Source organism: Streptomyces sp. NBC_00400, from assembly GCF_036048035.1.
Lineage (GTDB): Bacteria > Actinomycetota > Actinomycetes > Streptomycetales > Streptomycetaceae > Streptomyces.
Map to the genome: position 1 here is coordinate 2,847,595 of NZ_CP107940.1, position 15,490 is coordinate 2,863,084.

Sequence of the window (15,490 nt, forward strand, 5' to 3'; positions counted from 1 at the left end):
TACAGCACGCGTATACACCAGCGGTACACCCACGGGTAAAGTGGTCCGCATGTCAATCGGTCATACGCTGCTGGGCCTCCTGGAGTCCGGCCCCCGCCATGGCTACGACCTCAAGCGGGCCTTCGACGAACACTTCGGCCAGGACCGCCCGCTGCACTACGGGCAGGTCTACTCCACGATGTCCCGGCTGCTGAAGAACGGCCTGGTCGAGGTGGACGCCGTGGAGGCCGGCGCGGGCCCGGAGCGCAAGCGGTATGCGATCACGGACGCCGGGGTCACCGATGTCGCCCAGTGGCTGACCCGCCCGGAGAAGCCCGAGCCGTACCTCCAGTCGACGCTCTACACCAAGGTCGTGCTGGCCCTGATGACCGGTCGCAACGCCGCCGAGCTGCTGGACTCCCAGCGCGCCGAGCATCTGCGGCTGATGCGCGGACTGACCGAGCGCAAGCGCACCGGCGACCTCGCCGACCAGCTGATCTGCGACCACGCGCTGTTCCATCTCGAAGCCGATCTGCGCTGGCTGGAGCTGACCGCCGCCCGGCTCGACAAGCTGGCCGAAGCGGTCCGTGCATGACACCGGAGGGATCGCTGCTCGCGGCGGAGGGGCTGTGCAAGACCTACGGGGCGACACCGGCGCTGGACGGCGTGGAGTTCTCCATCCACCCGGGTGAAGTCGTTGCCGTCATGGGCCCGTCGGGCTCCGGCAAATCGACCCTGCTGCACTGCCTCGGCGGGATCATCAGCCCGGACTCCGGCACCGTCCGCTACGGCCCGCACACCTTGAACGCGCTGACCGACGCCCGGCGCAGCGCCCTGCGCCGTACCGACTTCGGTTTCGTCTTCCAGTTCGGCCAGCTGGTACCGGAGTTGACCGCGCTGGAGAATGTCGCGCTGCCCCTGCGGCTGAACGGCACCAAGCGCAAGGAGGCCGAACGGCAGGCCCGCGAGTGGCTGGAGCGGCTGGAGGTCGAGAAGGTGCACGGCCAACGGCCCGGCGAGATATCCGGCGGCCAGGGCCAGCGGATCGCGGTCGCCCGCGCCCTCGCCACCCGCCCGCGGGTCATCTTCGCGGACGAGCCCACCGGCGCCCTGGACTCGCTCAACGGCGAACGCGTCCTGACCCTGCTGACCGACGCCGCCCGGGAGACTCACGCCGCGGTCGTCCTGGTCACCCACGAGGCCCGGGTCGCCGCCTACTCCGACCGGGAGATCGTGGTCCGGGACGGCAAAGTGAAGGACATGCTGGCGGGCTTGATATGAGCCTGCTGCGCTCGTCCACCGGCGCCGGCAGCGACGGCGGCGGCGGCAGCGGCGGCAGCGGCAGCGGCAGCGGCCGGGGTGACGGCCGCCTACCCGAACCGCCCGCCCCCCGGGGCCCGTCCGCCGCCCCCCGCACCGGCCCCGCGACCTGGGCCCGTGACCTCGCGATGGGGATGCGGTTCGCGGCCGGCGGCGGCCGTGAGGGCTGGATCCGTGCGGCGCTGACCGGGCTCGGCGTCGGCCTGGGCGTGGCCGTCCTGCTGCTGTGCTCGTCCGTACCGCCCCTGCTGGATGCCTGGCACGGCCGGGAGAAGGCCCGCGAGAACCTGGGCCAGGTACACGCTCCCCCGCGCTCCGACCGCACCGTGCTCTACACCTCGGCCGACACCACCTTCCGCGGTGCGCCGATCCGCGGCCGCCTGCTGCGCCCGGACGGCGCGCATCCGACCGTACCGCCCGGCATCGGCCATCTCCCCGGCCCCGGACGGATGCTGGTCTCCCCGGCGCTCAAGGAGCTGCTGGACTCCCCCGAAGGCGCGCTGCTGCGCGACCGGCTGCCCTACGACGTGGCCGGCGTGATCGGCGACGAGGGGCTGCTCGGCCCGCGCGAGCTCACCTATGTCGCACAGAGCGCCACGCTCACCGCGCCCGACGGCTACCGCATCGACCACTTCGGCAAGAACTGGAGCCCGCCGCCGATGCGGGCGCCCGTCGTGGTCCTCGTGGTCATGACGTGTGTGACGCTGATGCTGCCGGTGCTGGCCTTCCTCGCCACGTCCATACGGTTCGGCAACGAGCGACGGGAGCGGCGGCTGGCCGCGCTCCGGCTGGTCGGCGCCGATGTCCGTACGACCCGCCGGATCTCCTCCGGTGAGGCGCTGTTCGGTGCGCTGCTGGGGCTGGCGGGCGGCGGCGCCCTGTTCCTGGCCGGCCGGCAGTGCGCCTCGGTGATCACGCTGTGGGGCGTCAATGTCTTCCCCTCGGACGTGGCGCCCGCCCCGCTCGCCGCCGTACTGATCGCCGTACTCGTACCGGCGGCGGCGGTCGTGGTGACGCTGTTCGCCCAGCGCGGCATCATCGTCGAGCCGCTGGGCATCGTCCGCAACCGCCCCGCGCTGCGCCGCCGGCTGTGGTGGCGGGTCGCGCTGCCTGCCGTGGGCGTCGCGCTGCTGGTGCCGCTGGCCCGGGCGCAGTCGTGGCGCGACACCCCGTTCGACGCCCTCCTTCTCGCGACCGGCGCGATGCTGCTGCTGCTCGGCGTCACCGTCCTGCTGCCCTGGCTGGTGGACGCGGTGGTCGGCCGGCTGCACGGCGGCCCGGTCGCCTGGCAACTCGCGGTCCGCCGCCTGCAGTTGAGCAGCGGCTCGGCCACCCGCGCGGTCAGCGGCATCACCCTCGCGGTGGCCGGTGCCATCGCGATCCATATGCTCATGACGGGTATGCAGGCCGGCTACGCCCAGGCGTACGCGGAGTCCGGCAAGCTCCCGCGGATCAGCCTGTGGGCCGACGCCGAGGGCTGGCCGCAGACCCAGCGGGCGCTCGGCGCGCTGCGCGCCACGCCCGGGGTGACGGCGGTCCGCGGCACGGTCGACGCGAACATCACCCGGCTGCCGGCCGCCGGGCGTCCCGCGTCCGGTGCACCGCTCTCGACGCTCGCCGTCGGCAGCTGCCCCGAGCTGCGCAAACTGGCCCGCCTGGGCTCCTGCCGGGACGGCGAGGTGTTCCTCACCGATATCACGGGCCGGGACGCCGCGCTCGCGCCCGGGGCGACGGTCAACCTCCGATCCCCGTTCGCCGACGAAGGTCCGCGGCCCCCGCGTCCCTGGACGGTCCCCGGAGCGGCCCGCGAGGTCCGGCTCCTCGACCGCGCACGCGGCCCCGACCACTTCTCGTACGACCTGCTGGCCACCCCGTCCGCCCTCGACACCGGCCGGCTCGACCACCCCATCGCGGAGTTCAAGGTCGACTTCGATCGCGGCACCCCGGACGCCGTGGAGTACATCCGCAACACCGTGGCCCGTGTCGATCCGATGATGAACGAGTACTCCGCCGTCGACAATCCGCATGACGCGCAGTACACCGGCGTCCGCAACAGCCTGTTCGCCGGTGCCGTCCTCACCCTGCTGCTGATCGGCTCGGGCCTGGTCATCTCCACCGTCGAACAGCTCCACGAGCGCCGCCGGCTGCTGTCCACCCTCGATGCGTACGGCACCCGCCGCGCCACCCTGGGCTGGTCGGTGCTGTGGCAGACCGCCCTCCCCGTGCTGCTCGGACTGGGCCTGGCGCTGGGCTGCGGGCTGGCGCTGGGGACGCTGCTGCTGACGATGATCGACAACCCGGTGACGGTCGACTGGCCGGTGGTGGCGGGCATCACCGCGGCCGGCGGCGGCATGATCTTCTTGGTGACGCTGCTGAGCCTGCCGCCGCTGTGGCGGATGATGCGGCCCGACGGGCTGCGGACGGAGTGAGCGCGGGACTGCCCGGTGCCTCCCGTCCGGGCCGGGGCGCGACGCTCCGCCGCTGGGGCACCGACCTCGCCATGGGCGCCCGGTTCGCCGTCACCGGTGGCCGCGAGGCCTGGATCCGTACGGCGCTGACCGCGCTCGGCGCCGGCCTGGGCGTCGCCGTCCTGCTGCTGGCGACCGCCGTCCCGAACGTGCTGGACGCCGCCACGGCGCGGCAGCGGGCCCGTACTGTCGTGCCCGCCGCGGTCGGGGCCGAAGCCTCGGACCGGACGCTGCTGACCGCCCCGGTGGGCGGTGCCTACCGTGATCTGCCGGTGCGCGGCCGGATCCTGACGGCCGAGGGGCCCCGCGCCCCCGTACCGCCGGGCCTGTCCCGGCTGCCGGGGCCCGGCGAAATGGCCGTCTCCCCCGCGCTGTCGGACCTGCTGTCCGCCCCCGGGGGCACACTGCTCAAGGAGCGCTTCCCCCATCTGCGGATCACCGCCACCATCGGCGATGCGGGGCTCCTGTTCCCCGGTGAACTCCTCTTCTACCAGGGCAGCGACGCTCTGCGGCGGCCCGGCGACGGCATCGAGCGGATCACCGCGTTCGGTGACCGCGGGGACCCGTTCCGGGCCGCCCCCCTGATGGTGCTGATCATCCTCGTGAGCTGTGTCGCGCTGCTGGCTCCCGTCGCCGTCTTCATCGCGACCGCGGTGCGGTTCGGCGGGGAGCGCCGCGACCGGCGGCTCGCCGCGCTGCGGCTGGTCGGCGCCGACCGGGCCACCACCGCGCGGATCGCCGCCGGCGAGGCGCTGGCCGGGGCGCTGTTCGGCCTGCTCACCGGCGCCGCACTCTTCCTGGCCGGCCGGATCCCGCTCACCGGCATCTCCTTCTCCGGCATCGGGTGTTTCCCGTCCGACGTGTTGCCGGATGCCGTACTCGCCGGATGCGTCGCGGTGGCCGTCCCGCTCTGTTCGGTCGGCGTCACGCTGACCGCCATGCGGCGGGTCGCCATCGAGCCGCTGGGCGTCACCCGCACGGCTCCGCCGCGCCGCCGCCAGCTGTGGTGGCGGCTGCTGCTGCCGGCCGCCGGAGCGGCGCTGCTGCTGCCGCAGGCGATCGGCGGGCTGGGCCGCGGCGACCTCGCCGACGCCCAGGTAGTCCTCGGAGTCGCGCTGGTCCTGCTGGGCGTGGCGGCCCTGCTGCCGTGGCTGGTGGAAAGCTCGGTGGCCCTCCTGGACGGCGCGGGCCTCGGCGGCCAGTCCTGGCACCTTGCGGTACGCCGCCTGCAGTTGAGCAGTTCCACGGCGAGCCGTTCGGTCAGCGGGATCACCGTCGCGGTGGCCGGTGCCCTCGCCGTACAGCTGCTGCTGACCGGCTCCCAGAGCCTCGACGAACAGCGCCGCGGCCCCGCGTGGACCGAGGCCGACGCGCACGGCGGCACGGTGCCCGCCGCCCGTGCCCCGCAGCTGTACGCCCGGCTGCGCGCGGCCACGGGCGTCCGCACGGCGCACGGCATGGTCTCCGGCTACGCGGACTCCGCCCGCCACCAGCGGGCCTTGGCGCACACCGCTCCCGGCGCGGGCGACGACCCCGAGCCGTACCAGGTGACCGTCGGCGACTGCGCCGCCCTGCGCCAACTGGCCCGCCTCGGCGCCTGTTCCGAGGGGGACGCCTTCCTCGTCGAGGGCGCCGACGGCAGCTCTTCCCTGCCGCGCCCGGGCGCGCGGCTGGCACTCGACCCGGTCGGCAGCCGCAGCGACCACCGGGCGCCCGCCCTCTGGTCGGTCCCGCGCACCGCCCGCCCCGCCACCGCCGTGCCCCGGGGCCTCCCGCCCCGCTTCAGCGGCTCCCGGCTGCTCGCCACCCCCGCCGCCCTGCCCCCGGCGCTGCTGCGCCACCCCCAGGTCACCGTCCTGCTGCGGCTCGACCCGCACACTCCTGACGCCATCGAACACGTCCGCAACACGGCCGCCGCGCTCTCGCCGCGGATCGATGTCAGCACCTCCGAGGACGGCAGCACCAGCGGCACCGTCACCGCCTTCCGCCACGCCCTGACCGCCTGCGCCGCCGCCGTACTGCTGCTGATCGGCTGCGGCCTGCTGATCAGCGCCCTGGAACAACTCCGCGACCGCGCACGGGCATTGTCCGCCCTGGACGCCCTCGGCACCCCGCGCGCCGTGCTGGGCCGGTCGGTCCTGTGGCAGACGGCCGTCCCGGTGGTCCTCGGCCTGGCGCCGGCGCTCGGCTGCGGACTGGCCCTCGGCCGGCTGCTCCTCCACATGGCGGGCCGCCCCTGGCAGGCCGACTGGTGGGCCATCCTCACCCTCACCGGCACCGCGGCGGCCGTCGTCCTCGGCGTCACCGCGCTCTCCCTGCCGCTGCTGTGGCGCCTGATGCGCCCGGATGGGCTGCGTACGGAATGAATCTGCGAGATCATTCCGCACGCAGCAGCGCCCGCCAACTGCCCCAGGGGGACCCTTTATGCGCCGGCTCGTCTATTGCATCGCCTCCACCCTCGACGGCTTCCTCGCCGGCCCGGACGGTGCGGACCCCACCGGCCCGGACGGCTTCTGGCCGGTCGCCGACGACTACCTCAAGCATCTGGCCGCCGAACTCCCCGAGATCCTGCCCGTCCAGGCCCGGTCGGCCCTCGGCATCACCGACGAGGGCACCCGCTTCGACACCGTCCTGGAGGGCCGGCGCACCTACGAGATCGGCCTCCGGGCGGGTCTCACCGACGCCTACCCCCACCTGCGCCACCTCGTCTTCTCCCGGACCATGGAGCTCAGCCCCGACCCGGCGGTGGAACTGGTGGCCACCGACCCGGTGGAAAAGGTCCGCGAGCTGAAGTCCGCCGACGGCAAGGACATCTGGCTGCTGGGCGGCAGCGAACTGGCCGGTGCCCTCTACCCGGAGATCGACCAGCTGATCGTCAAGCTCAGCCCCCTCACCCTCGGCTCCGGCCTCCCCCTCTTCTCCCCCACCACCCCCTTCGACCCCCGCACCTGGGAACTGACCGAGCACACGGTCCTCCAGAGCGGCGCGGCCTTCCTGACGTACGACCGGGGCGGCGCGGCCTGAGGGGGCGGGGGTGGACGGCGCCCCGACAGGGCCGTCCTGAGGGCGCCGGAGGGCCCGGGCGGGCGATCCACGAAAGGACGAACGTGGTCATACGAGACGGGTACGGGTGCCCTTGCCTACGATGATGCCCTCGATACCAGCCATCAGGAGGCACTACATGTCTGCCGCAGCAGTCGGGCCCCCTCATGACGGCAAGCTGCCCAGCCTGCTCGAGGTGGCCTCACAGCTCACCGAGAAGCTCCCTGGCTACCGCATCGAGATCATCGGGGGCGACCTCACCGTGACGCCGCCGGCCGACGGCCCGCACGCCGATTCACTGACCGACCTCACCTTCGCTTTCGCGCCGGCGCACGGAGCGGAGACACGAGTGGCCCAGGCCATGGGCGTATGGCTCCCCGACGGCCCCGAGGACTACGCCATCCCCGACCTCGCCGTCGTCGACGCCGACTACCGCGATCACCTCGTGGCGGACAACTGCTACGACCCGGTTGTCTTCCGGATGGTGCTGGAAGTGACCTCTTCCAACTACGCCACCGACCTCAAGACGAAGGTCCCGCGTACGCGATCGCCAAGATCCCGGTCTACGTCATCATCGACCGCAAGAAGGACCGCATCCACACCTTGACGGAACCGTTCGCCAACGAATACCGCAACCACAGCGTCCACGCCCCCGGCCAACGCGTCACGCTCCCCGCATCCCTCGGCGTCGAGATCACACTCGACGTCGAAGCGATCCTCTCGGTCGCCCGCCCCTGACCCTCACCCCCCGGCCATCCGCACCGGCAGCCCCCGCAGCGCGGCCCGCAGCGCCGCCGCGAACTCCTCGAACTCGCCCTGGCGCGCGGCGCCCGTCCGCATGGCGAGGGCGATCGTCCGCGCGGGTGCAGGGTCGGCGAAGTAGCCAGTCGTGAGCTGGTCGTTGCGGCCGGTTTCGACGCGGAGCGCGGTGCGGGGCAGCAGGGTCACGCCGAGGCCGCCGGCGACCAGTTGGACCAGGGTGGACAGGCCCGCAGCACTGGTGGTGACGGGGGTGTTCTCGTCCCGGCCGGCCTCCCGGCAGATGTCCAGGGCCTGGTCCCTCAGGCAGTGGCCCTCGTCGAGCAGCAGCAGGTCCAGTTCCTGGAGGGCCTGGCGCGGGATGTCGCCGCGGCCGCCGAGCCAGTGGTCCTTGGGTGCGACCAGGACGAAGTCCTCGTCGAAGAGCGGGAGTTCGGTGACCTGGGGGACGCCGAGCGGCACGGCGAGCAGGAGCAGGTCGAGGCGTCCGTGGGACAGGCCGTCCAGGAGGGAGGCGGTCTGCTCCTCGTGTACCTGGAGGTCCAGGTCGGGGTAGGTCTCATGGACCAGCCGCAGGACGGCCGGCAGCAGATACGGGGCGACGGTCGGGATGACGCCGAGCCGCAGCACGCCCGTGAACGGCGCGCGGGCCGCCTCCGCCTCCTCCATCAGATCGCCGACGGCTTCCAGGACCGTCCTGGCCCGCGCGGCCACCCGCTCCCCCGCGGGCGACAGCAGCACCTTGCGCGTCGTACGCTCCAGCAGTTGCACTCCCAAGGTCTCCTCCAGCGCGGAGACCGACCCGGACAGCGCGGGCTGGCTCATCCCGATCTCGGCCGCCGCCTCGCGGAAATGCAGATGCTCGGCCACCGCCACGAACGCCCGCAGCTGGGCCAGGCTGGGCTGGCGGGGCCGGCCGCCCTGACTCGCCGGTGAAGCCACTGATAACCACCTCCGATCAACATCAACCATTCTAGCTATTTCCCTGATCAATGCCTGCTGTGGCAGTGTGTAACCCGTCCAAGCCTCAAGGAAAGGCCCCAAAAGGGACTTTCTGCGCAACAAGGAGAGTACGTGCTCACTGTCGGTGACAAGTTCCCCGAGTTCGACCTGACCGCCTGCGTTTCGCTGGAAAAGGGCCAGGAGTTCGAGCAGATCAACCACAAGACCTACGAGGGCAAGTGGAAGATCGTCTTTGCGTGGCCCAAGGACTTCACCTTCGTGTGCCCCACCGAGATCGCCGCCTTCGGCAAGCTGAACGACGAGTTCGCCGACCGTGACGCCCAGGTCCTCGGCTTCTCCGGCGACTCCGAGTTCGTGCACCACGCCTGGCGCAAGGACCACCCGGACCTGACCGACCTGCCCTTCCCGATGCTCGCCGACTCCAAGCACGAGCTCATGCGCGACCTGGGCATCGAGGGCGAGGACGGCTTCGCGCAGCGCGCCGTCTTCATCGTCGACCAGAACAACGAGATCCAGTTCACCATGGTGACCGCCGGTTCCGTGGGCCGTAACCCCAAGGAGGTCCTGCGGGTCCTCGACGCCCTGCAGACCGACGAGCTGTGCCCCTGCAACTGGTCCAAGGGCGAGGACACCCTCGACCCGGTCGCGCTGCTCTCGGGCGAGTGACACTCCGCTAGCGAACTGGAGGCAGATCTGACATGGCTCTCGACGAACTGAAGTCCGCGGTACCGGACTACGCCAAGGACCTCAAGCTCAACCTCGGCTCGGTCATCGGCAACAGCGATCTCCCGCAGCAGCAGCTGTGGGGCACCGTGCTGGCCTGCGCGATCGCTTCGCGCTCGCCGAAGGTGCTGCGCGAGCTGGAGCCGGAGGCGAAGGCCAACCTCTCCGCCGAGGCCTACAGCGCCGCGAAGTCGGCCGCCGCCATCATGGCGATGAACAACGTCTTCTACCGGACCCGGCACCTGCTGTCGGACCCGGAGTACGGCACCCTGCGCGCCGGTCTGCGGATGAACGTCATCGGCAACCCGGGCGTGGACAAGGTCGACTTCGAGCTGTGGTCGCTGGCCGTCTCGGCCATCAACGGCTGCGGTATGTGCCTGGACTCGCACGAGCAGGTGCTCCGCAAGGCCGGTGTGGACCGCGAGACGATCCAGGAGGCCGTCAAGATCGCGTCCGTCCTGCAGGCCGTCGGCGCCACCCTCGACGCCGAGGCCGCGCTCGCCGAGTAATTCCGGCACGCGCACGCCCCCATACAGAACCCCGCAGACCTGGCGTCTGCGGGGTTCTGTGCGTCCGGTGCCCGGCACGGCCGGGAAGCGTCTTCCGGATCGCCCGGACCGGTCCCGGCGATCCGGAAGACGCGCCCTACGTCCCGGGCTCCTCGGGCCTGGCCCGCACCGGGGGCGGGGTCGGCGCCACCGAGATCGCGGTGGCACCGCGCGGGGCCACCGCCATCCGTACCGCCTGTTCCCTGGAGTACGAACGCAGGTAGCCGACCACCGTGTTGGTGACCGCCACCAGCGGCACCGCGACCACCGCACCGCCGATGCCCGCGATCAGGCCGCCCGCGGCGACCGACAGGATCACCGCGAGCGGATGGACCCGCACCGCCCGGCCCAGGATGAACGGCTGCAGGACGTGCCCCTCGATCTGCTGGACGGCCAGCACGACAGCCAGCACCATCAGCGCCGTGAACACCCCGTTGGCGACCAGCGCGATGACACACGCCAGCGCACCCGAGACCACCGCGCCGACCAGCGGAATGAAGGCGAACAGGAAGATGAAGACGGCGAGCGGCACGGCCAGCGGCACGTTGAGGAAGTAGAGGCCGATACCGATGAAGATGGCATCGATCAGGGCGACGACCACCGTGCCGCGCACATAGGCGGTCAGCGTCCGCCAGGCCCGCGGCCCGGCGCCCGCCACGCCCTCGCGGGCCGCGCTCGGGACCAGCTTGAGCACCCAGTCCCAGATCCGCCGGCCGTCGTAGAGCAGGAAGAGCGTGGTGAACATCGCCAGCAGGATGCCGGTGAGCACTTCGAGGACGACGGTGACGCCCTCCAGGCCGGCCGAGGTGATGGCCTCGGTGTTGGCGCCGACCGCGTCCTGCAGATTCTTGGCGATCTGGGTGATCTGAGACTCGGTCACATGGAACGGGCTCTTCAGCAGCCAGCCCTTGAGCTCGGTGATGCCCTCCTGGATACGGCTGGAGACCGAGTCGATGTTGTCCTGGACCTGCCAGACCACGAACCAGCCGACCAGGCCCATGACGACGAACCCGCTGATGAAGGTCAGCGCGGTGGCCGGCCCGCGCGGCAGCCCGCGCCGGCGCAGCCAGCCCACGGTGGGCTGCAGCAGCGCCGTGATCAGCGTCGCCGCGATGAAGGCGAGCACCACCAGTTCGATGGTGGTGATGACGCGCGCGAGGACCCACAGCGTGGCCGCCAGCACCAGCAGCCGCCAGCCCGCCTCGGCGGCGACCCGTACGCCCCACGGCACCGCGTCGACCGGATCGGGGCGGGCCGCGACGGCCGGGGCGTAGGACGGCGGCGGGGGGACGTTCTCCGGCGGGACGGCATCGGGGGACGGCGCGGCGAGCTCCGTCGCGGGGTGCGGCACCCCGTCCGTCGCTTCCGGCAGCTGGGTACGGGGCACCGTGAGCGTGGCCGGCGCACCACCGTGCGGCGGTGTGCCGTCTGCAAGACCGCCGGCCGCGGCGGCATCCGCATGGCCGGCACGCCTCAGCTCTTCCGAGTCGCCGGCCTCCACCGAGGAGTCCGGGAAACTCCCGCCAGGGGGGACCCCCACCGCGGCTTCCGCACGGCGGCGCTGATCCTCCATCCGCTGCGAGAGCCGGGTCAGACCGGCGCCGAGGCCGCCGACCCACTGAGGCAATCTGGACATGTGCCTTCCTCTTCCCCTCCCACGCGCCACAACCTGACGGGCACGACGTTACCTGTGCCGGACGCACGAAACCCCCGACGCTGCCGCGTTCGGGGGTTTCGGAAGTGCGGTGGTACTGCCGGCGGGCCTAGTACCAGCTGTTGGCCTGCCAGAACGACCAGGCACCACAGGGGCTGCCGTAGCGGTCGTTCATGTAGTTCAGCCCCCACTTGATCTGGGTGGCCGGGTTGGTCTGCCAGTCGGAACCCGCAGAGGACATCTTGGAGCCGGGCAGCGCCTGGACGAGGCCGTAGGCGCCCGAGCCGGCGTTGGTGGCCTTGTAGTTCCAGCCGGACTCGTGGTCCACGATGTTGCTGAAGCACTGGAACTGGTCGCCGGCCATCATCTGCTGCGCGATGGACTTCGTCTCGGCAATGGAGTACGAGCTCTTGCCGAGGAGGTCGCCCAGGTCGCCGCGCGCCGAGGAGCGGGACGCGGCCTGCTCCTTCTTGTCACGCGCTTCGGCTGCCTTCTTGGCCTTCGCCTCGTCCGCCGCGTCCTTCTTGCTCTGCGCGGTCTCAGCGGCAGCCTTGCGAGCCGACTCCTGAGCGGACTTCAGTGCTGCCGTGTCCGCCTGGGTGGACTGGTCGTCCGCCTGCTGCGTCAGGGAAGCCGTCTGCACCTGGGCCTGTGCGCCCGCGGGGATATCGGCGATCGTCGCGTCGGCAGCGGTGGCCTCGGTGTTGCCGACCGAGGCGGGCTCGTTGCCTGCAGCGACGCCGACCACGGCGCCGACGGTGGTGACCGCGGTGGCGGATGCCACGGCGAATCCCCGGACCGAGATCCGGCTCACACGATTTCCTTCCAGCATCGCCCGCATAGGTGACCTCGCGGGCGCAATCGTGCCCCTGACGCTGACCTCCCCTTGTTCCGGGCCCTGTTAAGCGGAGGGTCCGACTGGTCACGGGAGGCACTGGCCCGGTACGTCCCCCTCGGGGTCCGCGTGGTGCTCGGGCGGCATACGGCGCATCGCTATGAAGTTCGTTGGTTCTACTGCACCGCTGGGGGTGCTTGATGCCGTATGCGGGGCCTGACAGGACCCAGACTCTGCCCGACCGGGAGGCCGCGAGGCAATTCCCCGCTGGGTGTGAAAGCTCACACCTCGTTTACGGCAAACTATTTTCGGATATCCACTCGCAGCACTGCGCCGCCCGGCTAAGCTCCTTCGCTTTGCCGGGCGGCGCCGTGTTCACAACCGGTCAGATCCGGCCGTCCTCCAGCAATTCGGTCACCAGGGCCGCGATCGGCGAACGCTCCGAGCGGTTCAGCGTGACGTGGGCGAACAGTGGATGCCCCTTCAGCTTCTCGACGACGGCGACCACACCGTCGTACCGCCCGACCCGGAGGTTGTCGCGCTGTGCGACATCATGTGTCAGCACCACTCGGGAATTGGCGCCGATACGGGACAGAACCGTCAAAAGGACGTTCCGCTCCAGCGACTGGGCCTCGTCCACGATGACGAACGCGTCATGCAGCGAGCGCCCCCGGATATGGGTCAGCGGCAGCACCTCCAACATGCCGCGCCCCACCACCTCTTCGATGACGTCCTTGCTGGTCACCGCGGACAGCGTGTCGAAGACGGCCTGAGCCCAGGGGCTCATCTTCTCCGCCTCGCTGCCCGGCAGATAGCCCAGCTCCTGCCCGCCGACGGCGTACAGCGGGCGGAACACCATCACCTTGCGGTGCTGCCGGCGCTCCAATACGGCCTCCAGGCCCGCGCACAGCGCCAGCGCCGACTTACCGGTACCGGCCCGGCCGCCCATCGAGACGATGCCGACCTCCGGGTCGAGCAGAAGATCCAGCGCGATCCGCTGTTCGGCGCTGCGGCCGTGGATCCCGAATGCCTCCCGGTCGCCGCGCACCAGCCGGACCGCGCCCTCCGCGGTGACCCGGCCGAGCGCCTTGCCGCGGTCGGACTGCAGGACAAGTCCGGTATGCACCGGAAGTTCGGAGACCTCCGGTACATGAGCGGTCTCGGCGGCGAACAGGTCGTCGATCTGCTCGGCGGAGACGGTCAGCTCGGCCATCCCCGTCCAGCCGGAATCGGTGATCGCCAGCTCGGCGCGGTACTCCTCGGCCAGCAGCCCGACCGAGGACGCCTTGATGCGCAGCGGCAGATCCTTGGAGACGACCGTGACGTCGTACCCCTCGGCCTGCAGATTGCGCGCCACCGCGAGGATCCGCGAGTCGTTGTCGCCGAGCCGGAAGCCCGCGGGCAGTATTCCGGGGTCGGAGTGGTTCAGCTCGACCCGGAGCGACCCGCCGAGATCCCCGATGGGGATGGGCGAGTCCAGCCGCCCGAACTGCACCCGGTACTCGTCCAGCAGGCGCAGTGCCTGCCGGGCGAAGTAGCCGAGCTCGGGGTGGTGCCTTTTGGCCTCCAGTTCCGTGACCACCACGACCGGCAGCACGACCTCGTGCTCGTCGAAGCGGGCCATGGCTCCTGGATCCGCCAGCAGCACACTGGTGTCGAGGACATAAGTGCGCCGGTCGTGCTCACGGCGCTGCTTGATGTTCACCACGGGTGGACGAACCCCCTCGGATGAGGTTGGGGTGCGACGGCGTCGCGGGGCGGTGTACTCCCGGGGGCGCCGCTTGTCCAGCTGTCGCTGGGCAGCGTCTCCGGGACCCCCGGCCATCTGGTGACCGGACCGGGCTCGGACCACAATGCGCGGGCCGAACACCGGCCCTCCGCGTCGACCGTGCGGTAGGCACGGACCTCCGTGATGTGCAAAGGGCCTCCCGGGCGGACGACCCCATGCCGTCCGCTGAGATGCGGCGCCCGATGGCTTGTTCCGGACGCCGACCTGGAAGGGATATTCCCTCGAACCTGCGTAGCCATGCCACGGCATATGACGCACGGTCGATGAACCTTGGGTAACGCCTGCTCGCCGGGCGGCGGCGTCGCCAAGGTGGTACCCGAGAGGACGGTGTGTCAGAAGAGGCCCCGTCAGTGGCACATGGAGCCGACGGGGCCTGGTGACGCCCCGCAACGGAAGGGGCATCAAGGACTTCAGGGGTGAATCGGGCTTACGGGGCGTGAGTGACCCGCCTGGCCGAATGCGGCGGAGCGCGCCCGGGCGTCCCGGGCGCCTCCTGGAAGCCGTACCGCCTAGAAGCCGTACCGCCGGTGCCGGGCGGCGTAGTCGCGCAGGGCGCGCAGGAAGTCGACCTTCCGGAACGCCGGCCAGAAAACTTCGCAGAAGTAGTACTCCGAATGGGCGCTCTGCCACAGCATGAAGCCCGACAGCCGCTGCTCACCGCTCGTACGGATCACCAGATCCGGATCGGGCTGGCCGCGGGTGTAAAGGTGCTCGGAGATCAGGTCGATGTCGACGATCTCCGCCAGCTCCTCGAAGGAGGTGCCGCGCTCGGCGTGGTCCAGCAGCAGCGAGCGCACCGCATCGGCGATCTCCTGCCGGCCGCCGTAGCCGACCGCGACGTTCACCAGGACGCCGCGGTTGTCGCGGGTGGCCTGCTCGGACTCCTTGAGCACCTGCTGGGTGGCGGTCGGCAGCAGATCGCGGTTGCCGACGTGGTGCACCCGCCAGCGGCCGTCGGCCGCCAGATCGCGGACGGTGTTCTCGATGATCCCGAGCAGCGGCTTCAGCTCCTCCTCGGGCCGGTCGAGGTTGTCCGTCGACAGCAGCCAGAGCGTGACCACCTCGACATCGGTCTCCTCGCACCAGCCCAGCAGCTCACTGATCTTGGCCGCGCCGGCCTGGTGGCCCTGCTCGGCCGTCCGCCCGTCGGCCCGCGCCCAGCGCCGGTTGCCGTCCAGGATGACGCCGATGTGCTTGGGCACCTGGGTGTGATCCAGGCGGCCCTCCACCCTGCGCGCGTACAGCCGGTAGACCAGATTGCGCAATGCAGGCGGATAAGGGATGCGCATCCCGGAAGATCGCAGCATGTGTGGTCCAGCCCCTCCGTGCCAATGGCGGTCGCCCCGTCGCCTCAAGTGGGCAACTTTACTTCTCGGCTGTCTCGACAGCCCAATCAGGTAGGTCACAGGT

The 15,490-nt window shown here is 71.3% G+C and carries 12 protein-coding genes and 1 pseudogene; 8 read left to right on the plus strand and 5 right to left on the minus strand.

Annotated elements, in window-relative coordinates:
- The first annotated feature begins 49 nt into the window (after positions 1 to 49).
- The 6 genes and pseudogenes from OHS81_RS12380 to OHS81_RS12405 all read left to right on the plus strand — a co-directional run bounded on the left by OHS81_RS12380 (position 50) and on the right by OHS81_RS12405 (position 7,547).
- Positions 50 to 574: a PadR family transcriptional regulator gene (locus OHS81_RS12380; RefSeq protein WP_328384839.1), complete on the plus strand. Its 525-nt coding sequence runs from the start codon at positions 50 to 52 to the stop codon at positions 572 to 574.
- Complete coding sequence (locus OHS81_RS12385) at positions 571 to 1,260, plus strand: ABC transporter ATP-binding protein (RefSeq protein WP_328384840.1); 690 nt, start codon at positions 571 to 573, stop codon at positions 1,258 to 1,260. Before OHS81_RS12380 ends, OHS81_RS12385 begins: the two co-directional genes overlap by 4 nt.
- On the plus strand, positions 1,257 to 3,728 hold the full coding sequence (locus OHS81_RS12390; RefSeq protein WP_328384841.1) for an FtsX-like permease family protein: 2,472 nt from the start codon (positions 1,257 to 1,259) through the stop codon (positions 3,726 to 3,728). Before OHS81_RS12385 ends, OHS81_RS12390 begins: the two co-directional genes overlap by 4 nt.
- Entirely contained in the window at positions 3,725 to 6,133 is a 2,409-nt protein-coding gene (locus OHS81_RS12395) for an FtsX-like permease family protein (RefSeq protein ID WP_328384842.1), read from the plus strand. The genes OHS81_RS12390 and OHS81_RS12395 overlap by 4 nt, the downstream gene beginning before the upstream one ends.
- Before the next feature lie 58 nt (positions 6,134 to 6,191).
- Positions 6,192 to 6,791 carry a dihydrofolate reductase family protein gene (locus OHS81_RS12400; protein WP_328384843.1) on the plus strand — a complete coding sequence of 200 codons (600 nt, stop codon included), beginning with the start codon at positions 6,192 to 6,194 and terminating at the stop codon, positions 6,789 to 6,791.
- Positions 6,792 to 6,948: 157 nt separating this feature from the next.
- A pseudogene (locus tag OHS81_RS12405) lies at positions 6,949 to 7,547 on the plus strand (Uma2 family endonuclease).
- 3 nt (positions 7,548 to 7,550) lie between these two features.
- Here the strand turns inward: OHS81_RS12405 and OHS81_RS12410 are convergent.
- On the minus strand, positions 7,551 to 8,510 hold the full coding sequence (locus OHS81_RS12410) for a LysR substrate-binding domain-containing protein (RefSeq protein WP_328384844.1): 960 nt from the start codon (positions 8,508 to 8,510) through the stop codon (positions 7,551 to 7,553).
- A 132-nt stretch (positions 8,511 to 8,642) separates the two neighbouring features.
- Here OHS81_RS12410 and OHS81_RS12415 point away from each other — a divergent pair, with 132 nt between their 5' ends.
- Together OHS81_RS12415 and OHS81_RS12420 are read left to right on the plus strand one after the other, a co-directional pair.
- Positions 8,643 to 9,197 carry a peroxiredoxin gene (locus OHS81_RS12415; protein WP_006603399.1) on the plus strand — a complete coding sequence of 185 codons (555 nt, stop codon included), beginning with the start codon at positions 8,643 to 8,645 and terminating at the stop codon, positions 9,195 to 9,197.
- A gap of 32 nt (positions 9,198 to 9,229) precedes the next feature.
- Positions 9,230 to 9,763, plus strand: a complete 534-nt coding sequence (locus OHS81_RS12420; RefSeq protein ID WP_088799700.1) for an alkyl hydroperoxide reductase — start codon at positions 9,230 to 9,232, stop codon at positions 9,761 to 9,763.
- 136 nt (positions 9,764 to 9,899) lie between these two features.
- On the opposite strand, the gene OHS81_RS12425 is transcribed toward OHS81_RS12420, so the two are convergent.
- The 4 genes from OHS81_RS12425 to OHS81_RS12440 form a co-directional block, all read right to left on the minus strand.
- On the minus strand, positions 9,900 to 11,438 hold the full coding sequence (locus OHS81_RS12425) for an AI-2E family transporter (RefSeq protein WP_328384845.1): 1,539 nt from the start codon (positions 11,436 to 11,438) through the stop codon (positions 9,900 to 9,902).
- Positions 11,439 to 11,565: 127 nt separating this feature from the next.
- Entirely contained in the window at positions 11,566 to 12,270 is a 705-nt protein-coding gene (locus tag OHS81_RS12430) for a transglycosylase SLT domain-containing protein (RefSeq protein WP_328384846.1), read from the minus strand.
- A 406-nt stretch (positions 12,271 to 12,676) separates the two neighbouring features.
- Positions 12,677 to 13,999 carry a PhoH family protein gene (locus OHS81_RS12435; protein ID WP_328384847.1) on the minus strand — a complete coding sequence of 441 codons (1,323 nt, stop codon included), beginning with the start codon at positions 13,997 to 13,999 and terminating at the stop codon, positions 12,677 to 12,679.
- Positions 14,000 to 14,589: 590 nt separating this feature from the next.
- Positions 14,590 to 15,369 carry an isoprenyl transferase gene (locus OHS81_RS12440; RefSeq protein WP_328391097.1) on the minus strand — a complete coding sequence of 260 codons (780 nt, stop codon included), beginning with the start codon at positions 15,367 to 15,369 and terminating at the stop codon, positions 14,590 to 14,592.
- Between the last annotated feature and the right edge of the window lie 121 nt (positions 15,370 to 15,490).